Source organism: Photobacterium marinum, from assembly GCF_000331515.1.
In the GTDB taxonomy this organism is placed as follows: domain Bacteria; phylum Pseudomonadota; class Gammaproteobacteria; order Enterobacterales; family Vibrionaceae; genus Photobacterium; species Photobacterium marinum.
Genome location: NZ_AMZO01000055.1, coordinates 1 through 20,262, shown reverse-complemented (window position 1 = coordinate 20,262; position 20,262 = coordinate 1). Strand labels below are relative to the sequence as shown.

Annotated in this window: 20 protein-coding genes; 13 read left to right on the top strand and 7 right to left on the bottom strand. The window is 50.2% G+C overall.

All coding sequences use genetic code 11. The annotated features are described in order from the left end of the window. Positions 1-323: 323 nt before the first annotated feature. The 3 genes from C942_RS23875 to C942_RS23865 are packed head-to-tail and all read left to right on the top strand — an operon-like array spanning position 324 to position 1,806. Positions 324-563, top strand: a complete 240-nt coding sequence (locus tag C942_RS23875) for a hypothetical protein (protein ID WP_036801725.1) — start codon at positions 324-326, stop codon at positions 561-563. 30 nt (positions 564-593) lie between these two features. After that, complete coding sequence (locus C942_RS24495; protein ID WP_007471397.1) at positions 594-1,223, top strand: hypothetical protein; 630 nt, start codon at positions 594-596, stop codon at positions 1,221-1,223. After that, positions 1,207-1,806 (top strand): hypothetical protein, encoded by a 600-nt coding sequence (locus tag C942_RS23865; RefSeq protein WP_157372683.1) that lies wholly within the window; start codon positions 1,207-1,209, stop codon positions 1,804-1,806. The genes C942_RS24495 and C942_RS23865 overlap by 17 nt, the downstream gene beginning before the upstream one ends. Before the next feature lie 105 nt (positions 1,807-1,911). On the opposite strand, the gene trhA is transcribed toward C942_RS23865, so the two are convergent. Further along, a complete protein-coding gene (trhA, locus tag C942_RS23860; RefSeq protein WP_007471393.1) occupies positions 1,912-2,574 on the bottom strand; it encodes a PAQR family membrane homeostasis protein TrhA in 663 nt (220 codons plus the stop codon). Positions 2,575-2,766: 192 nt separating this feature from the next. Continuing rightward, a complete protein-coding gene (locus tag C942_RS23855) occupies positions 2,767-3,444 on the bottom strand; it encodes a FadR/GntR family transcriptional regulator (RefSeq protein ID WP_007471391.1) in 678 nt (225 codons plus the stop codon). A 323-nt stretch (positions 3,445-3,767) separates the two neighbouring features. Here C942_RS23855 and C942_RS23850 point away from each other — a divergent pair, with 323 nt between their 5' ends. The 5 genes from C942_RS23850 to C942_RS23830 all read left to right on the top strand — a co-directional run bounded on the left by C942_RS23850 (position 3,768) and on the right by C942_RS23830 (position 7,872). Continuing rightward, entirely contained in the window at positions 3,768-3,953 is a 186-nt protein-coding gene (locus C942_RS23850; protein WP_007471389.1) for a hypothetical protein, read from the top strand. 201 nt (positions 3,954-4,154) lie between these two features. Next, positions 4,155-4,421: a YihD family protein gene (locus C942_RS23845; RefSeq protein WP_007471387.1), complete on the top strand. Its 267-nt coding sequence runs from the start codon at positions 4,155-4,157 to the stop codon at positions 4,419-4,421. Positions 4,422-4,676: 255 nt separating this feature from the next. Beyond that, positions 4,677-6,107, top strand: a complete 1,431-nt coding sequence (ccoG, locus tag C942_RS23840) for a cytochrome c oxidase accessory protein CcoG (RefSeq protein ID WP_007471385.1) — start codon at positions 4,677-4,679, stop codon at positions 6,105-6,107. A 103-nt stretch (positions 6,108-6,210) separates the two neighbouring features. Then, on the top strand, positions 6,211-7,200 hold the full coding sequence (locus C942_RS23835; protein ID WP_007471383.1) for a serine/threonine protein kinase: 990 nt from the start codon (positions 6,211-6,213) through the stop codon (positions 7,198-7,200). Positions 7,201-7,269: 69 nt separating this feature from the next. Continuing rightward, positions 7,270-7,872: a DsbA family protein gene (locus C942_RS23830; RefSeq protein ID WP_007471381.1), complete on the top strand. Its 603-nt coding sequence runs from the start codon at positions 7,270-7,272 to the stop codon at positions 7,870-7,872. A 58-nt stretch (positions 7,873-7,930) separates the two neighbouring features. Here the strand turns inward: C942_RS23830 and C942_RS23825 are convergent, their stop codons facing one another. Then, on the bottom strand, positions 7,931-9,463 hold the full coding sequence (locus tag C942_RS23825; RefSeq protein ID WP_007471379.1) for a YifB family Mg chelatase-like AAA ATPase: 1,533 nt from the start codon (positions 9,461-9,463) through the stop codon (positions 7,931-7,933). A 411-nt stretch (positions 9,464-9,874) separates the two neighbouring features. Here C942_RS23825 and ilvG point away from each other — a divergent pair, with 411 nt between their 5' ends. Genes ilvG through ilvA form a run of 5 tightly spaced genes read left to right on the top strand, consistent with a single transcriptional unit; the run spans position 9,875 to position 16,191 of the window. After that, positions 9,875-11,518, top strand: coding sequence for an acetolactate synthase 2 catalytic subunit (gene ilvG / locus C942_RS23820; RefSeq protein WP_007471377.1), 1,644 nt, complete (start codon positions 9,875-9,877; stop codon positions 11,516-11,518). Positions 11,519-11,520: 2 nt separating this feature from the next. After that, positions 11,521-11,778, top strand: a complete 258-nt coding sequence (ilvM, locus tag C942_RS23815; RefSeq protein ID WP_007471375.1) for an acetolactate synthase 2 small subunit — start codon at positions 11,521-11,523, stop codon at positions 11,776-11,778. Between the two features lie 14 nt (positions 11,779-11,792). Next, entirely contained in the window at positions 11,793-12,731 is a 939-nt protein-coding gene (locus C942_RS23810; protein ID WP_007471373.1) for a branched-chain amino acid transaminase, read from the top strand. A gap of 59 nt (positions 12,732-12,790) precedes the next feature. Then, positions 12,791-14,632 (top strand): dihydroxy-acid dehydratase, encoded by a 1,842-nt coding sequence (gene ilvD / locus C942_RS23805; RefSeq protein ID WP_007471371.1) that lies wholly within the window; start codon positions 12,791-12,793, stop codon positions 14,630-14,632. Between the two features lie 5 nt (positions 14,633-14,637). Further along, a complete protein-coding gene (ilvA, locus tag C942_RS23800; protein ID WP_036801734.1) occupies positions 14,638-16,191 on the top strand; it encodes a threonine ammonia-lyase, biosynthetic in 1,554 nt (517 codons plus the stop codon). Between the two features lie 45 nt (positions 16,192-16,236). Here the strand turns inward: ilvA and C942_RS23795 are convergent, their stop codons facing one another. The 4 genes from C942_RS23795 to C942_RS23780 form a co-directional block, all read right to left on the bottom strand. Next, entirely contained in the window at positions 16,237-16,602 is a 366-nt protein-coding gene (locus C942_RS23795; RefSeq protein WP_007471367.1) for a helix-turn-helix domain-containing protein, read from the bottom strand. Positions 16,603-16,851: 249 nt separating this feature from the next. Beyond that, positions 16,852-17,229: a helix-turn-helix transcriptional regulator gene (locus C942_RS23790; protein WP_007471363.1), complete on the bottom strand. Its 378-nt coding sequence runs from the start codon at positions 17,227-17,229 to the stop codon at positions 16,852-16,854. Between the two features lie 296 nt (positions 17,230-17,525). Next, the gene (gene glmS / locus C942_RS23785; protein WP_007471361.1) at positions 17,526-19,361 is read right to left on the bottom strand and encodes a glutamine--fructose-6-phosphate transaminase (isomerizing); all 1,836 of its coding nucleotides are present in this window, start codon (positions 19,359-19,361) and stop codon (positions 17,526-17,528) included. A 19-nt stretch (positions 19,362-19,380) separates the two neighbouring features. Then, entirely contained in the window at positions 19,381-20,148 is a 768-nt protein-coding gene (locus C942_RS23780) for a DeoR/GlpR family DNA-binding transcription regulator (RefSeq protein WP_007471359.1), read from the bottom strand. Positions 20,149-20,262 lie beyond the last annotated feature (114 nt).

Below are 20,262 nucleotides of genomic sequence, written 5' to 3'. Positions count from 1 at the left end.
ACAACTCATCCCATAGTATTAATGTTGCAAATTATATTATCCATATAGTACGTATATACTATCATGCAAAATGCACATTCCTGATCCACCACCAAATTAGTAATGGGATGTATCTCCAGTAAAGTGAATTACTACAGTTGAGACTCAACCTGCAATACTTGAATCATTTCGCAACTAAGTAAAACCAATAAATAATATACCCACGAATGGTTTTATATTATTGCCGACAACTACTTTTAATATTAAACAGTATCAATTTTGAATAGTTCTCTCTAACTATCATATAAATATACTACTGTTTACTAAGTGTAGGGATGCTTCTTATGTCGGCATATGCTCGTCGTACTTTAAATCAACGACAACGTCAAAAGCAGATACAATCTGCCCTTGAAAAAGATCAACACACTATTATTCAAATGAATGCAAACGAGTTTATTGACTTTGTAGTCAATGTAAATCGTTTAAAAGGCATGAGTAGAATACAAACCATCGAGTCTATTAGTCAGAATCTAAAAAAGGAAAAAGTAATATCTGATGCGTGGGAGCAACATAAAGGTTCCTAAAAGACCAGCTCAGGGTTAATACCTCTGACAATGGATATTCAGGTATTAGGCGCTATAGCTCTGGAAATGAAACGTAGCGGTAATACTTTTGCTAAGTATCAAATAAAAATCTACAAGGGTAAATCCAATGTAATTTTTAAAGGTTACTCAGGTCTTAGAAAGCATCTCACAGGTACAAAATATCTTGCCAGTAACCCCAAAGTCATTTCTTTTGGCATTGGAAAATTAGGTGTGAAAAATGCCATTAAAGGTGGTTTCATTACCACTATCATCATTTCTGCAACTTTCCATGCCTTTGAACAAATGTTAAATGATCAAGCGACATGGCATGATTTTATAGGAGGGCTTGCTGTAGATGTAGGTATAGCAGCAATCTCTTCCGGGATTGCTTGGGGCTCGATTGCCACCTATGTTGGAGGTCCTATGCTAGCTGTCGTGGTTATTGGAGGAACTCTAACTATTTTTACCTCTGCTTTCATTAATTCATATTCTTTGTCCAAAAGAATATCAGATAGCCTCCGAGCTCTGGAAGAAGACACTCGAACAGGATTAGCCAATATCCAAAGAGATATTAAGCGAGCTGAGCGCCAGTATCATTACGATCCTGTAGGCTTCATGCTCCGTTTGTTTGGTATTCCTTATTATGGCAGAAGGTACTGATATGTCTGATTCACCTGTTCTCACCCCTTCTCTAACGCTTGTAAAGATCTTTTTTTTCCTGGTGTTACTATGTGTAATTGTAATGGTATATGGCTATACACTAATTGAAGAAATAGAAATCCTAAGTCGAACAAGGGAACAGCCTATAGCCTTAAAAGTACGTACTGTAATACCACCATTTCTATTCATGATTCCTGCTTTTGCTATTCTGATTTTTGGCTTTTTGAAACAATTGGTTGGACGATTTTCTAATCACATGCAACAACGTGGAATAATGATAATTATTTGTTGCTTTCCGTTATTTATATTGGCTTGGTGGCTCTACAGCTGGCAACTAAACAACTGGCTTGAAGGCCAAGGATATACCTCATGTCCCTGGTACACAGGGGCAACTTTGGGAGCCCCCACTATCTGGTTAAAGGCATCAGACTATTGTATTGAAGAAGGATATCCGGTACGAACTGAACTGCTGGACTGGCTGGAAGCACAAAGGCAACAGGGAACAACACCAACTGTTGAGGAATTTAAACTACATCAGGAAAAGATTTTGGCACAGTACCAACAAAAATATAGCCAATGGTGAGCTCATGAAAAACGCTCACCAAACAGTCGGCTAAAAAATCACCCATCAAAAACGACGGCAATGTTCTCTGGATAATACTTTCACATTAACTTCAATTAACAGTAATTACACCGGATGGACATAGAAATAAATTGCCAGAAAGTGACAGACCGTCCCACCAAGTACAAACAGGTGCCAGATAGCATGGTTATAGGGCACCTTCTCATTGACGTAAAACACAACCCCCAGTGAATAAATGATGCCACCGACCGCCAGCAGAACCAGCCCGCCAGTCGATAGCGACAACGCCAGCTGATAAATCGCCACCAGGGAAAGCCAGCCCATCGTCAGGTATGTTGCCAGCGACAAGCGCTTAAAGCGATAAACGAAAATAATCTTCAGCACAATCCCTACCAATGCAATACCCCAAATCACCGCCATTAACGTAATCGCCAATGGCGTTCGTAAGGTGATAAGCAGGAAAGGGGTATAGGTGCCGGCAATCAACAAATAGATGGCACAGTGGTCAAAGGTTTTGAGTGCCCGCTTGGCCCGCTCAAACGGGATCGCATGGTACAGAGTTGAAGCCAGGTAAAGCAGTATCATGCTGCCGCCATAGATACTCAGGCTGGTAATACTCAACGCATCCGCATTGGCATCCAGGGCCTGGTTCAGCAACAGCACCAGTCCGACGATGCCGAAAATCATTCCTAATCCATGGCTGATGCTATTCGCTACTTCCTCTGCAACTGAGTACTCAGACTCAGCCACTGCAACACTCTTGGCCATCTTTTTGCCTTCCCAGAATAGAGTTAATGCTCAATAGATAAGCAGTATGGCACATTTGGCTTACATGTGTAAGCTGAAAATGAAAAATAAATGTAAATTATTCTTATTGTAATCGGGTCGTAAGAAGTGGGAGAAAAAAGAAACGGAGCCAAAGGCTCCGTCTTATTGAAGTGTTCGTTAAGAGATAGCTGATTACTTCAGTAAATCAATGGCTGCCTGACGGGCCGCATCTGGATCGCGGGCCATGATACCGTCGACAATGCGCTGGTGAATATCCAATTTAAGCAGACGGTCACGGGTGATCACCCGGAAATAGTTTTCAAATACCGCCTTGAAAAGATTACCAAACGGACTGATAAAGTGGTTACCCGAAGCAAAATAGATCAACTGATGGAATCGGGTATCCACATCAATCCATTTTTCCTGATCAAACGAGTCACCCAGCAGGTACATCTCATCCATCAGGGTTTGTAGCGCCGCCCGGTCTTCATCGGAAGCATGAATTGCCGTTAATGCTGCCGCTTCCGGTTCCAAAGTCAGTCGTACACGCTGAAACTCTTCGACTAACTCATTGTGGTGATCAAAGCTCAACCATGCCAGCAAGTCCTGATCCAGGTAATTCCAGTTACGCTTAGGCAGTACTCGGGTACCGATACGCGGACGCGGCAAAACCATCCCTTTGGCTGCCAGCATCTTAATCGCTTCACGAACCGCTGTTCGGCTAACGCCGTACATCTCGCCCAATTCCATTTCACCCGGCAAAATGTCACCCGGCATAATTTCACCACGTAAAATACGCTGGCCCAACGACTCTGCCAGTTTGTAAGATAAATTGCGATTAGTCACTAACCGCTGCTGATCCCGCTCCATTCATTCCCTCCCGGGCTATTTTTATAATAGTTACCAGCTCTACACGCATTAGACCATAAAGCATCTGCCGATAAACGGCTGATCTTCACAGATGACGATGAGGTTAACATTTTCTTAGCCTTTCCCCATCCGATTCAGACTGATGCATAAGCTCAGCTGGCTATTATTTGCTCGACTTTGCCCTCTGTTGTTGCTATTCTCGCGGCGAAAAAAACAACTAACCTGATATTTCCGCACAGGATCGGCATCGCCAGCAAAAACACAAACTGCGGATATATCTTTATTAATTATTGGCCACGGATGCGCCTGACAATAGGTGAATCATGCGCCCTTCATCTCCAATCAGGTATGCCACTTCCCGCCGCAGCCCGGCGCGGTTACGTGCAACTTCTCACGCTCCTACTTTCAAGGCAAAACCGGCATCTCAGCCAGTCGCTGATGTGCATACGCTAACCACGGCAGAACCGGTTATCACTCAGCAAAGTTCAGCGAAAGAACACGCAGCCTGATCCCCCTGTACACCGAAGATAATACCTAAGGCAGCATCTTGGCTGCCTTTTGTTTATCTCCGGCTTCTGTTTCTTCATCTTATTAACGTGATGCTTCGCGGTGTTTGTATCATGCTCCGGTTTGGGTTAATTTACCCCCAATAAAAATGATGACTATAGAATCGCCAACGATTCAACCAGCCTTAAATTGTGGAGTTAACTATGAAAACCCATCGCGTCAACGAACTGATTGAACTACTGCATCCGGAATGGCAAAAAGATCCGGATCTGAACCTGGTCGAGTTCCTGTTGAAACTGGCCGCAGAAGCCAAGTATGACGGCAAACTGGAAGATCTGACCGATGATGTGCTGATCTACCATCTGAAAATGCGCAATAGCGACAAAGACGAAATGATCCCGGGCATTGCTAAAGACTGTGAAGAAGACTTCAAAACAGCAATCCTGCGCGCCCGCGGCATTATCAAGTAACACCGAGTTCAGGCCGGGCAACCGCTCACATGCCCGGCCAACGTCCCCTCTATTCTTCCACCGCATACTTTCCGTCACGGCCAGCCGTCACTCCGACGCTCAAATTATGACCGCGTTAAATTTATAACAAAAACGCACGTTATATAATCAGCCGATAACATATAACCGTTAATTACAACATTATAGTCCCGGCAATGTACCGGACTGCACCCCGACTATAGTTAATGGATGGGGTAACCCAAGGAAAGTAATGTCATGAGCCAAAAGAAAATCGACATCAAGGATGTCACGCCCAAGCAATTTAACCCCAAAACCCACAAAGGCGGCTCAGATCGCTTCAACCCAGGTAATCGCATCTACGTCCGTGCCGCCAAAGGTATCTACCAGCGTCTGAGAAAAAAAATGGGCTGGGTACTGATGCTTTTATTTATGGGAACGCCCTGGATCCCGTATGGCGATCGCCAGGCCATTCTGCTTGATATCGGCCAACAACAATTCAACTTCTTCGGCACCACATTGTGGCCCCAGGATCTGACCCTGCTCGCCACCTTATTTATGATTGCGGCCTTCGCCCTGTTTTTTGTCACCACTTTTCTCGGCCGAGTCTGGTGTGGTTATTTCTGCCCGCAAACCGTGTGGACCTTTATCTACATCTGGTTTGAAGAAAAGCTCGAAGGTCCGGCGAATAAAAGACGTAAACAAGACAGCATAAAACTGACCGGCAAGTTGCTTGGCAGAAAGATCATCAAACATGCCGCCTGGCTGACTGTGGCCCTGGCAACCGGCCTGACTTTTGTCGGTTACTTCCTGCCAATTCGTGCGCTGGTTGCCGACTTTTTTACTTTTGATGCCAGCTTCTGGGCTGGCTTCTGGGTCTTGTTTTTTACCGGCTGTACCTATGCCAATGCAGGCTGGATGCGCTCCATCGTCTGTATTCACATGTGTCCGTATGCCCGTTTCCAGTCCGCAATGTTCGACAAAGACACCTATATTGTCGGCTACGATGTCAGTCGCGGCGAAGCCCGTGGGCCGCGCCCGCGCAAGAAAGATCCGAAAGAACTCGGCCTCGGTGACTGTATTGACTGCAACTTATGTGTTCAGGTTTGCCCGACCGGGATCGATATCCGCGATGGCCTGCAGTATGAATGCATCAACTGCGGTGCCTGTGTCGATGCCTGCGATGAAACCATGGTGCGGATGGGGTATGAAAAACGCCTGATCAGCTACACCACAGAACACAAGCTGGAAGGTCACAATACCCATGTTATGCGCCCGAAACTACTTGGCTACGGTGCCGTGATGGCGGCGATGATCGGCCTGTTCTTCTTCCTGCTGGCCTCGGTTCAGCCGATGGGACTGGATGTGATCCGGGACCGCAACCAGTTGTTTAAGATCAACAGTGAGGGGCTAGTTGAAAATACCTACACCCTGAAACTCCTGAACAAAACCCAGCAGCCTGCTGTTTATACGCTGAGGGCTGAGGGGTTAGAAGAAATTGAATGGTACGGCCCGCAACAAGTAACAGTCGATGCCGGAGAAGTCTACACTCTGCCAGTCAGCCTCGGAATTGATCCGTATCTGCTCACCTCTCCGATAGCCGATATCACTTTTGTGATGGAAAAACAGAATGACAGTGAAAATACGACTGTTAGAACAGAAAGCCGTTTTATCGGAGAACTGCGCTAACAGCTAGAACGTTAAGTTCAGGAAAGCAAAGGGCCGATAACGGCCCTTTTTTATTATGGTGATATACTGACAGCCAAATCTTACAGGCTGCGGAATTTGTCACATGACACAACAAGATGGTTTTAGTTTTTCAGATCTGACTCCGGATCTGCTGCTGGATGCACTCGACAGCATCGGCGTTCGAGCTGAGTCCGGGCTTTTGCCACTCAACAGCTACGAAAACCGGGTTTACCAGTTCAGTGCCGAAGACGGCGCACGGTATGTCGCCAAATTCTACCGACCACACCGCTGGAGCTGTGAACAAATCCAGGAAGAACATGACTTCACCCAGGAACTGCTCGAACAGGATATTCCGGTCGCTGCCCCAATCACCTTCGAAGGCCAGACCCTGCATCACTTTCAGGAACACCGATTTGCCCTGTTTCCGAGCCTGGGCGGCCGCCAATTCGAAGTCGATAACTTTGACCAGCTGGAGTGGGTAGGGCGCTACCTTGGCCGAATTCACCGAGTCGGCCAGCGCCAAACATTTAAGCACCGCCCGACCATCGGCCTGACCGAATACCTGCACCAGCCGCGCCAGATTCTGGAAAACGCCGATTTTATTCCCGAGCACCTGAAAACCGTCTTTTTTGCCGATCTCGACATGCTGATCCGCGAACTGGAGCAACACTGGTACAGTGACTGGCAACCACTACGCCTGCACGGCGATTGCCACCCGGGCAACATCCTCTGGCGTGACGGCCCGCTGTTTGTCGATCTGGACGATGCCCGCAATGGCCCAGCAGTTCAGGATTTATGGATGCTACTCAACGGCGAGCGTCACGACCAGCTGGCACAACTGGATACCGTGCTGGAAGCCTATGGTGAATTTGCCGATTTCAATCACAAAGAATTGCAACTTATTGAGCCTTTACGCGGTCTTAGAATGGTGCACTATATGGCTTGGCTGGCAAAACGCTGGGAAGATCCTGCGTTTCCACGCGCTTTCCCGTGGTTTGCCGACGCAAAATACTGGGAAGGACAGGTACTGGCCTTCAAGGAGCAACTGGCCGCATTAAATGAACCACCATTGCAACTGATGCCGCAGTGGTAACATACTAATTACACTAACGGAATATAACCCGGGGTTATTTCAGTCCACATTGAGGGAGTATCTCGAAACATGTTTAAGAAACTCTTTGCGCTAGCAAGCGTCGTCTTACTGTCCTTTTCAGTTCAGGCGGCAAAATTTACTGAAGGTGACTACTACAAGGTACTGGATACACCAAAGTCCAGCAGCCCGCTGGTCACCGAGTTTTTCTCATTTTACTGTCCGCACTGTTTCCGGTTTGAATCAACAATCCGGGCTCTGAAAAAGACACTGCCAGACAATGCCAAACTGCAGAAGAACCATGTTTCCTTCATGGGCGGCCCGATGGGTAAATCCATGAGCAAAGCCTACGCCACGTCAGTAGTCCTCGGCGTTGAAGACAAAATTCTGCCAGTGATGTTCACCCGCATCCACACCATGCAGAAACCACCGCGCAACGATCAGGAAATCCGCCAGATCTTTATCGACGAAGGCGTCGATGCCAAAGACTTCGACGGTGCGTTCAACAGCTTTGCGGTTAATTCCATGGTCAACCGTTTCAACAAAGCCTTCCAGGACAGCGGCCTTTCCGGTGTTCCGGCACTGATCATCAACAACAAGTACCTGCTAAAGACAGACAAAATCAAGTCGATGGATGAGTACTTTGAGCTGGTTAACTACTTGCTGAAAAAGTAAGATTATTATCAATAAAGAGTAAGGGCCCAAGCGGCCCTTCTTTTTTGCCTGTTACTTTTTATATTGCCTGAGCCGTCAGTTGCTTCATCAACCGATCCATGGCGCGGTAGCCCAGCGCCTCGGCCAGATGTCCCCGTTCTATTTGCTCACAGCCAGACAGATCCGCAATTGTTCTGGCGACTTTGATAATACGGTGATAGGCACGGATCGACAGCCCAAGCTGGTGCAGGGCGTTTTCAAGAAATTCAGCATCTGCCTTTTGCAGCTCGCAATAGCGATCCAGTTCCCGGGTTGAAAGCAGGGCATTAACCTTACCGCTTCGGGCCTGCATATCCTGCCGGGCCTGAAATACCCGCTGGCTGATCACCGTACTCGGTTCGCCCCGATCGCCACCTTCGGCTAAAGTGCCCCGCGGCAAGGCCGGAATTTCTATCGACATATCAAAACGATCGAGCAAAGGTCCGGACAAGCGCCCGAGATAGCGCAAAATAGCCTGAGGATTAGTCCGGCTCTGATTTCCTTCATAGTATCCAGTCGGACTGGGATTTAGCGCCCCGATCAACTGAAACCGGGCAGGAAAACAGGTTTTGCTGGAGGCGCGGGAAATCACTATCTCCCCGGACTCCAGCGGCTCACGCAGCGAGTCGAGTGTTTTACGTTCAAACTCCGGCATTTCATCAAGAAACAACACGCCGTTGTGGGCCAGTGAAATCTCTCCGGGTCGGGGGTTCGAACCGCCACCCACCAGCGCCGCCATAGAACTGGAATGATGTGGCGTCCGGAACGGCCGTTGCCGCCAGTTCCCCTCATGCAGGCTCTGCTGGGTCAGTGAAGTCACAGCCGCTGTCTCCAGCGCTTCTTCAACACTCATCTCCGGCAGCAGGTCACACAACCGCGACGCCAGCATGGTTTTACCGGTTCCCGGTGGGCCGATAAACAACAGGTTATGTCCGCCGGCTGCGGCGATTTCCAGCGCCCGTTTCCCTTGCTGCTGACCGATAATGTCCTGCATATCCCGCTCAGATCCGGAGGGTTTTGTTTCTGTCTGTTGTTGACTACGACAATAAAGTTCCAGCTGTTGTTGCCCGCATAACTGACCACATACAGCCAACAAATCCTGAGCTGATTTATGGGTACCCCGACCGACCAGTGCCAACTGATCACCGTTTGCATTCGGGGCGATCAAACAACGTCCGGCCTGTTTGGAAGCCAGTGCTGCGGGCAGGGCGCCTTTCACCGGGCGCAAATCCCCAGAAAGCGCCAACTCCCCTAAAAATTCATAATCTTGTAGCTTATTTGTCGGGATCTGCCCGGACGCTGCCAAGATACCTAATGCAATCGGTAGGTCAAAACGCCCCCCTTCTTTGGGCAAATCTGCCGGAGCTAAATTGACAGTGATCCGCCGAGACGGAAATTCAAAATTAGCATTAACAATCGCACTGCGCACCCGATCCCGCGCTTCTTTGACGGTGGTTTCCGGCAGGCCCACTAAAGTTAATGCTGGCATTCCGTTACTGATGTGGACCTCAACGGTCACCGGTGGCGCATCTACACCAACACAAGCCCGGCTGTGAACTATTGCAAGAGTCATCCTGTCCTTTCCTTGTGAATTATCATCCAATGAACGGATAAAATAATATCAAATCGATATCATATTGATTGCCGTTATGCAGATTCCCTGAAAATTATTCTGAAGTTTTTACTTGTCATGCGAGCCATGTCTGTGTTAACTCTAAAAAGAGCAACAAATAAACAATAAATTAAGACAGTCAGAAAATGCCATTTAACGCTAAAGCTATCTCTCTCATTATCAACGTCATCGTGGTGATTATTTCACCGCGAGAGGGGCTGGCAGGCGTAAAATAGCGACAAACACAACACACGCAAGAAAGCCCCCGCACCCAACCGGTCCGGGGGCTTTTTTTTACACATAATTCGAAAATATGCCGACATAACCACCAGAAACTATGTCAGCAAATCGCAAGCAAGGAAGGGAGCAGCGATGACAGGAGCAGAATTAGTTGTTACAGCGCTGCAGCAGCAGGGGATCTCTACGGTATTTGGCTACCCGGGTGGTGCCATAATGCCAATCTATGATGCTCTGTATGACGGCGGTGTCGACCACATCCTGTGCCGCCACGAGCAGGGCGCAGCCATGGCTGCCATCGGCTATGCCCGCGCCACCAGCGGCATCGGTGTCTGCCTGGCCACATCAGGGCCGGGTGCCACAAACCTCATCACCGGGCTGGCGGATGCCATGCTCGACTCTGTTCCTGTGGTTGCCATCACCGGCCAGGTTGCCAGCCCGCTGATCGGCACAGATGCTTTTCAGGAAGTCGATGTTCTAGGCATGTCCCTTTCATGTACCAAGCACAGCTACCTGGTTACCCGCCAGGAAGAGCTGGCATCGGTTCTTGCTGAAGCATTTACCGTTGCCACCAGCGGCCGCCCCGGACCTGTGCTGGTTGATATCGCCAAAGATGTTCAGTTGGCCACCGTCGATACCCCTGTCCAGCCGCTCCAGCTTGCTCCTGAATACCCGGCCGTGGATGAAACTGAACTGAGCAAAGCCCGGACCTTACTGGCAGAAAGCCGCAAACCGATGCTGTATGTCGGTGGCGGGGTACCATTGGCAGGTGCGGTAGATACTGTGCGTGAATTTCTGGCTGTGACTAATATCCCGTCAGTTTCCACCCTGAAAGGACTAGGCTCTGTTGATGTCAGCCACCCTTATTTCCTGGGTATGCTGGGCATGCACGGAACCAAAGCGGCTAACTTAGCCGTTCAGCAATCCGATCTTTTAATCGCAGTCGGCGCACGATTCGATGACCGAGTAACCGGCAAACTCGATACCTTTGCCCCGGATGCCAAAGTCATCCACATGGATATAGATGCCGCGGAGTTCGGCAAACTACGCCAACCGGATGCGGCGCTACGCGGCGACCTGAACCAACTGCTACCACTACTGGCCCAGGAAAAATCAGTTACTGCCTGGCGCGAACAGGTACAAGAACTGAAACAGGCCCACGGCTGGCGTTACGACCATCCGGGTGAAGCTATCTATGCCCCGCTGCTGCTGAAGCAACTGTCGGACATGATCGATGATTCCACCATCATCGCGACAGATGTCGGCCAGCATCAGATGTGGGTGGCCCAACACGTCAGCCACCGCCGTCCGGAAAACTACCTAACCTCAGCTGGTCTCGGCACCATGGGCTTCGGCCTGCCTGCAGCCATCGGTGCCAAACTGGCCCGCCCTGAAGATCAGGTGGTTCTGGTTTCCGGTGACGGCTCATTCATGATGAACGTTCAGGAGCTGGGCACTATCCGCCGCCGCCAACTGCCAGTCAAAATCATCCTGCTGGATAACCAGCGCTTGGGGATGGTTCGCCAATGGCAGGAGCTGTTTTTCGACGGTCGCTACAGTGAAACCAACCTGTCGGATAACCCGGATTTCATCACCCTTGCCAGTGCCTTCGGTATCCCGGGTCAAACCATTACCCGCAAAGAGGAAGTGGAGCCGGCACTGCAAACCATGTTAGAGAGCAAAACAGCTTACCTGCTGCATGTTGCTATCTCAGAGGAAGAGAACGTCTGGCCACTGGTTCCGCCAGGGGCTGCCAACCAAGATATGATGGAGAACTAAGCATGAACCAGCACACCTTAGCGATACAGGCAGCCTGCCGCCCGGAACTGTTAGAGCGCGTTTTACGCATCACCCGCCACCGCGGATTCATGGTAAAACACTTTAATATGACGCAAAGTGACGATAACCAATCTATAGATATAGAAGTAACCGTTAGCAGTGAACGCCCGATTGCCAACCTGTCACAACAGCTGGACAAACTATGGGATGTCACTGGAGTGGAAGTACTACAGCAGCAAAAACAACAAGCAACTGCATAAAAAAGGATTATAAAATGGCAAATACCGCTGATTACATTTGGTTCAATGGTGAGCTAGTTCCATGGCAAGATGCCAAAGTACACGTACTGACCCACGCGATGCATTACGGCACTTCTGTCTTTGAAGGGATCCGCTGTTATGAAACTCCGAACGGCCCGGTTGTGTTCCGCCATCAAGAGCACATGGCACGCCTGAAAGACTCCGCCAAAATCTACCGTTTTCCGATCCCTTATTCTGTTGATGAACTGATGGAAGCCTGCCGCGAGACCCTGCGTGCTAACAAGCTTTCTTCAGCCTATATCCGCCCGCTGGGCTATGTTCCGAATGTCGGCCTTGGTGTCTGCCCGCCGCCGGAAACAGAAATGGACCTGATCATTGCCGCATTCTCCTGGGGTTCATACCTTGGCGAAGAAGCCCTGGCCAATGGCGTCGATGCCATGATTTCAAGCTGGAACCGCGCTGCGCCAAATACCATTCCGACTGCCGCCAAAGCCGGCGGTAACTACCTGTCATCCCTGCTGGTCGGTGGCGAAGCCCGCCGCCACGGCTATGCTGAAGGTATTGCCTTGGATGTCCGCGGTTACCTGTCCGAAGGAGCAGGGGAAAATATCTTTGTCGTGCGCAACGGTGTGATTTCCACCCCGCCGGCCACCAGCGCTATCCTGCCGGGGATCACCCGCGACTCCATCGTGACTCTTGCCAAAGAACTGGGCTACGAAATCCGTGAAGAAAACATTGCCCGCGAAGCCCTGTACCTGGCCGACGAAGTATTCATGACAGGAACAGCAGCAGAAATTGTGCCGGTGCGCAGCGTCGATCAGATCACTGTCGGCGAAGGCAAACGCGGCCCGATCACCGAACACATCCAGTCAACCTTCTTCGGCCTGTTCAACGGCCAGACCGAAGACAAGTGGGGCTGGCTCGATCCGGTATACCCGGAATCAGCTCAGTAAAACACACTCATTACCGCGGCACGGGACTGGCCCCGGGCCGCCGATAAAAGGAATTAGATATGCCCAAGTACCGTTCAGCTACCACAACCCACGGCCGTAATATGGCCGGAGCCCGTGCCCTGTGGCGCGCCACAGGTGTGAAGGAAGAAGATTTCGGCAAGCCGATTATTGCCGTGGTTAACTCTTTCACTCAGTTTGTTCCCGGCCATGTTCACCTGAAAGATCTGGGCCAGCTGGTTGCCAGGGAAATAGAAGCCGCAGGCGGGATCGCCAAAGAGTTCAACACCATTGCGGTGGATGACGGTATAGCCATGGGCCACGGCGGGATGCTGTATTCACTGCCGTCCCGTGAACTGATCGCCGACTCGGTCGAGTACATGGTCAATGCCCACTGTGCCGATGCCATGGTTTGTATCTCCAACTGTGACAAAATCACCCCGGGAATGCTGATGGCTTCAATGCGCCTCAATATCCCGGTCATTTTTGTTTCCGGCGGCCCAATGGAAGCGGGCAAAACCAAGCTGTCCGATAAGATCATCAAGCTGGATCTGGTTGACGCCATGATCCAGGGTGCCGATCCGACGGTATCCGATGAACAAAGCGAGCAGATCGAACGTTCAGCCTGCCCGACATGCGGCTCCTGCTCGGGCATGTTTACCGCTAACTCGATGAATTGCCTGACTGAAGCACTGGGCCTGAGCCAGCCGGGTAACGGTTCACTACTGGCAACCCATGCCGACCGCAAACAGCTGTTTCTGAATGCAGGCAAACGTATCGTCGAACTAACCAAGCGTTATTACGAGCAGGATGATGCTAGCGCCCTGCCACGCAATATCGCCACCAAACAAGCCTTTGAAAATGCCATGGCGCTGGATATCGCGATGGGGGGCTCAACCAATACCGTCCTTCACCTGCTGGCTGCGGCTCAGGAAGGCGAGGTGGATTTCACCATGGAAGACATCGATCGGATGTCTCGTAGGGTGCCGCACCTGTGCAAAGTAGCCCCGTCAACCCAGCAATACCATATGGAAGATGTGCACCGTGCCGGCGGAGTCTACGGCATCCTGGCCGAGCTAAACCGCGCCGGGCTGCTTCACAGCGATAGTCGTAACGTCCTGGGCCAGAGCTTTACCGAAACACTAGCCGAATTTGATGTCGCTACCACTGATTCCGAAGAGGTAAAGCGCTTCTACCGTGCAGGCCCTGCCGGCATCCGCACCACAGAGGCTTTTTCTCAGGACTGCCGCTGGGACAGCTTAGATAGCGATCGCCAATCCGGCTGTATCCGCAGTAAAGAACATGCATACAGCCAAGACGGTGGTCTGGCTGTGCTATCGGGCAACATGGCCGTTGACGGCTGTATCGTCAAAACCGCCGGGGTCGATGAGAGCTGCCTGACCTTTACTGGCCCGGCTATCGTATTCGAAAGCCAGGAAACCGCAGTAGAAGGGATTCTGGGTGGCAAAGTCAAAGCCGGTGATGTAGTGATCATCCGCTACGAAGGCCCGAAAGGCGGACCCGGCATGCAGGAAATGCTGTACCCAACCACATACCTCAAATCCATGGGGCTGGGCAAAGAGTGTGCGCTCATCACCGACGGTCGTTTCTCCGGCGGTACCAGTGGCCTGTCCATCGGTCATGTTTCCCCCGAGGCAGCTAACGGTGGCACCATCGGCCTGATCGAAGACGGCGATATTATTGCCATTGATATCCCGAACCGCTCGATTGCACTTCAGGTAGATGAAGCCACCTTGTCTACCCGTAGAGAAGCGGCCAACCAGCGCGGCTGGAAACCGGTTGATCGCCAGCGTGACGTGTCATTTGCCCTGCGGGCTTATGCCAACCTGGCCACCAGCGCCGATAAAGGGGCTGTCCGTGACAAAACCAAGCTAGAAGGATAAGAATGATGAGCGAAGTGAAACGGGCCGAAGATGTAGCGCTATTAAGCGGAGCCGACTACCTTCGCGATATTCTTCGGGCTCCGGTATACGAGGTGGCTCAGGTCACCCCATTACAGGCCATGGAGCGCCTCGGCGCCCGGATCGGCAATAATGTTCAACTCAAACGAGAGGACCGCCAGCCGGTCCACTCCTTCAAGCTGCGCGGTGCCTATAACATGATGTCGCAGCTAAGCGAAAGCCAGCGCCGCGCCGGGGTAATTGCGGCTTCAGCCGGGAACCACGCCCAGGGGCTAGCCATGTCGGGCAAGCACCTCGGAGTCAATGCCACCATAGTTATGCCCCGGACAACCCCGGATATCAAAGTCGATGCCGTTCGAAGTTTTGGTGGCAACGTCGTGCTGCATGGTAGCAACTTTGATGAAGCCAAGGCCCATGCCGAAGAGCTGTCCCGCCAGCACGGCTTAACCTTTATCCCGCCTTTCGATCACCCATCAGTGATTGCCGGGCAGGGCACCATCGGCATTGAGCTGGTACAGCAAAACGGCCACCTCAACTATGTTTTTGTCCCTGTCGGAGGCGGTGGTCTGGCTGCAGGGGTTTCTGTGTTACTCAAGCAGCTACTGCCTGAAATCAAGGTGATCGGTGTCGAAGCCGAAGATTCCGCCTGCCTAAAGGCCGCTCTGGATGCCGGCAAACCGGTCGCACTCGGTCAGGTCGGGATGTTTGCTGACGGGGTGGCGGTGAAACAGATTGGAGCTGAAACCTTCCGCCTGTGCCAGCAATATCTGGATGATGTCATCACGGTGAGCAGCGATGAAATCTGCTCAGCGGTAAAAGATATCTTCGAAGACACCCGGGCCATCGCCGAACCGTCCGGTGCCCTGTCGCTGGCAGGACTTAAAAAATATGCTGAACAACACCAGCTGAAAGATAAGCAGATGGCGGCAATCCTGTCCGGTGCCAATCTTAACTTCCACAGTCTGCGCTATGTCTCGGAACGCTGTGAGCTGGGTGAGAAACGGGAAGGCCTTCTGGCAGTCACCATTCCGGAACGTCCCGGCGCTTTTCTTGATTTCTGCCATATCCTCGGAGGGCGGGCCGTCACCGAATTCAATTACCGCTATAACGATGACACGCTGGCAAATGTTTTTGTCGGGGTACGGCTGATGCAGGGACAGGAAGAGCTGGAAGGTATCATCCAGGATCTGCGCAAAGCCGGTTATCCGGTTGTCGACCTGTCGGATGACGAGATGGCCAAAGTCCACGTCCGCTATATGATTGGCGGACGACCGCCAAAGCCACTTAAAGAAAGGTTATACAGCTTTGAGTTTCCGGAATACCCGGGGGCATTGATCAAGTTCCTCAACACATTGGGAACCCATTGGAACATCAGCCTGTTTAATTACCGCAACCACGGTGCCGATTACGGTCGCGTGTTATGTGGCTTTGAATTGGAAGAAAAAGACTTGCTGTCCTTTACCAGCCACTTGCGAGAACTGGGCTATCACTGGAAAGACGAAACCGACAACCCGGCCTATAAGTTCTTCCTTGCTCAATAAGCAGCGCTACATAAATGAGAAAAGCAGCCATCGGCTGCTTTTCTTTTAGGGGTTCTTCATTAATTTTAACTGCTCGATATAGCACGTCATCAGGCCAATATGATGCTCCAGCAACTCCGCTCTGACGTTATCTGGCACCTGGATAAAAAGATCAACCAAGTGGCGGAGATCATCATGCTCATCAACGGTATCGGGGATCAGATCCTGCTCAATAAACCAGCCTAACGGCCGGCCTGTGATCTTTGCAATTTTAACCAGGGTAGTCACCCTTGGCTCGGTTTTGCCTGATTCCAGATCTAGATAGGTTTGCCTTGCCATATCAAGGTGCTTAGCCATAGCAACCTGAGACAGCGCTTTCCACTCTCTGGCATCTCGGACCCTCGCTGCAATATGCGATTTTGAGTTTTCCATTTATGCACCATCTGTTGAGTGTTACCAAAATTAACCTGTTTTCTTGCTTTTCGATTGCGCTGAAAGGGCATCAACAGCGAAAGAAAACAGGAAATTATCCAACAGAAAAGCACAAGTTCACGACCGTTCACTTAATTTTTGTGAAACTAAGCAACTGATGTCAGCCAAAACAGACACTTAACTCAAAAAGGGTAAACAATTGCATACAAATCCAATGCAATACATTGCTTTACCGATAAGTTTACCGGATTACTTATCCTTTTGAGTCAGCGCTCGGGTGTACTCGGCCATAAAGCTGGCAAGATTAATACTTTGCTGGAGAATAACATTTCGGGCTGAATGTGGAAGCCGACTGAAGTATTGCAGCAGACGATCAATTTCTTCTTTGTATTCACTCTCAAGGATTTCGATCCCTTCATCACCGTAGACAAACCAGGTGAGGGGACGCTCAGTAATTTCTGAAATCTCGGACAGTAAACGGACTTTCGGTTCTGTTTTACCGGTCTCTAGATCAAGGTAGGTCTGCCTGGCAACTCGGAGCTGCTGAGCCATGTGGACTTGGGTCAGTCCTTTCCACTCTCGGGCCTCCTTAATGCGAGCTGCAATTTTCGCTTTTGGATCTGTCATGTCTAACCTCCAATACAGGTATTAATGAAGACTGCCTAACTTTCATTCCTAGGATGCACAACATGAGCCAACTTTTATAAAGCCAAATTAACAATTATATTTCAATGCTTTAAGGTGAAATCTTACACCTCATTTTGTATTTTGATTCGCAGTTCGTTATACACAGCTGCTGGTATTTTTATTTCGCAATAAACGCGTCATCATTGTCTAGAGAGTAGACTTTTCCTCTTCCAAATACGACAAAAGGCGCCATAATCGGCGCCCTTTCTCATTATTGAGACTTTACTCAATATATCTTATTCAACGGTTACCGCTTTAGCCAGGTTACGCGGCTGATCCACGTCGGTACCTTTGATCAGGGCAACATGGTAAGACAACAGCTGCATCGGAACGGTGTAGAAAATAGGGGCGATAATGTCATCAACACGCGGCATGGTAATGATCTTCATGCCTTCACTCTCTTCAAAGCCAGCTTCACTATCGGCGAAGACATACAGCAGACCACCACGGGCGCGTACTTCTTCAATGTTTGACTTCAGCTTCTCCAGCAGGTCGTTAGTCGGTGCCACAACGATGACCGGCATATCTGCATCAATCAGTGCCAGCGGACCGTGCTTCAGTTCACCAGCAGCATAAGCTTCTGCGTGGATGTAAGAGATTTCTTTCAGCTTCAGGGATGCTTCAACCGCAATCGGGTAGAACTCACCGCGGCCCAGAAACAGAGCGTGGTGCTTGTCAGCAAAATCTTCAGCCAATTGCTCGATAGGCTTGTCGAACGCCAGCGCTTTTTCAATCTGAACCGGTAGCTGGTGCAGAGATGCAACGATTTCTTTCTCTTTCGCTTCATCAATCAGGCCTTTCTCTTTACCCAATGCAGTTACAAACATCAGCAGTGTCACTAGCTGGGTTGTGAAAGCTTTGGTAGATGCCACACCGATTTCAGTACCGGCACGGGTCATAAACGCCAAATCTGATTCACGCACCAACGATGAACCGGCAACGTTACAGATCGTCATCGCTGACATGTAGCCTTTTTCTTTTGCCAGACGAAGCGCAGCCAGAGTATCGGCGGTTTCACCAGACTGCGACAGGGTGATCAGCAGGCTGTTCGGACGGGTAACAAACTTGCGGTAACGGAACTCAGAGGCAATCTCGACATCACAGCTTACGCCAGTCATGGCTTCAAACCAGTAACGAGCGACCATACCGGCATTGTAAGAAGTACCACAAGCCACGATCTGAACGTGCTCAACATTAGCCAGAATATCTTTGGCACCATTACCAATGCTCTCAACAATCACAGAATCATTGCCGATACGGCCTTCCATGGTGTTGCTCAGCGCCGCTGGCTGCTCGTAAATTTCTTTTTGCATGTAATGGCGGAACTGACCCTTGTCAGCCGCATCCTGCTGCAGGTTAGACTCATGAACTTCGCGCTCAACAGCCTGGCCGTTTTCATCAAAGATGTTCACTTCACGACGGGTAATTTCAGCTACATCGCCTTCTTCCAGGAAGATAAAGCGACGAGTAACGTTCAGCAGTGCCAGCTGATCTGATGCCAGGAAGTTCTCGCCGACCCCCAGACCGATAACCAGCGGGCTGCCTGAACGGGCAACAACCACACGCTCAGGATCACGGCGATCCATTACTACCGTACCGTAAGCACCTTCCAGTTGAGCAACGGTCTTTTTGACCGCTTCCAGCAGGGTAGAAGCGCTGCGCAGTTCCCACTCAACCAGGTGAGCAATTACTTCGGTATCAGTCTGAGACACAAATGTATAACCGCGTTCAATCAGCATAGCACGCAGTTCTTCATGGTTTTCAATGATGCCGTTGTGAACCAGAGCAATGTTCTCACCGGACATATGCGGGTGAGCATTGGCTTCAGACGGTTCACCGTGAGTTGCCCAGCGAGTGTGTGCAATACCGGTACCACCAACCAAGTGTGAACTTTCTACAGCATCTGCCAGTTCCTGAACTTTACCCAAGCGACGAACACGCTGCAGATTGCTCTGAGCATCAACCACAGCTACACCGGCTGAGTCATAACCGCGGTATTCCAGACGGCGCAAGCCTTCAACCAGAATTTCAGCCACATCACGTTGTGCTACTGCACCAACAATTCCACACATTTTGTGTCTCTCCTAAATTTTATTCCGCCGCGGTACAGATCACCTGTACCCCGTACTGTTCAATCTGTTGTTTTGCTTCGCCACTCAAACCATCATCCGTGATCAAGGTATGGATGTTGCTCCAGGGCAGCTCCAAGTTCGGGATCTTACGGCCGACTTTGCTCGACTCCACCATCACCACCACTTCACGGGATACCTCAGCCATCACCCGGCTAAGGCCAACCAATTCATTAAAGGTAGTGGTACCGCGTGCAATATCAATGCCGTCAGCACCGATAAACAGCTGGTCAAAATCATACGAACGCAAAACGGATTCTGCGACCTGCCCCTGGAATGCTTCAGAGTGCGGGTCCCAGGTCCCGCCGGTCATCAGCAGGGTAGGCTCGTTTTCAAGCTCATTGAGGGCATTGGCTACATTGAGGGAGTTAGTCATCACTATCAGTCCCTGCTTCTCACCCAGCAGGCTAATAAGGCTCGCAGTGGTGCTGCCACTATCAATAATAATCCGGTTATGGTCCCGGATCCGGACTGCGGCTGCTTTGGCGATAGCTAACTTACAAACCGAAACATTGTCTTCAACATCGCCGACAATTTCGCTGGGCATGGCCACAGCTCCGCCATAGCGACGCAATAACTGACCGGTATTTTCCAGCGCAGCAAGGTCTTTCCGAATAGTCACTTCAGAAGTGGCAAAAAACTTTGCCAGCTGATCAACGCTGACTTCGCCTTGTTCATTTACCATTGCCACAATAGCATGGCGACGTTGTTGGGTGTTTCGCTTCGACATTAATTACGAACTGATACTATTAAGTTTCGAACTGAAACCAATACTATCAGATCAAAACTTTCATGATCAATATTGTGCAATTAATTTTCTATAAGTGAGAAGTGAGAAGTGAGA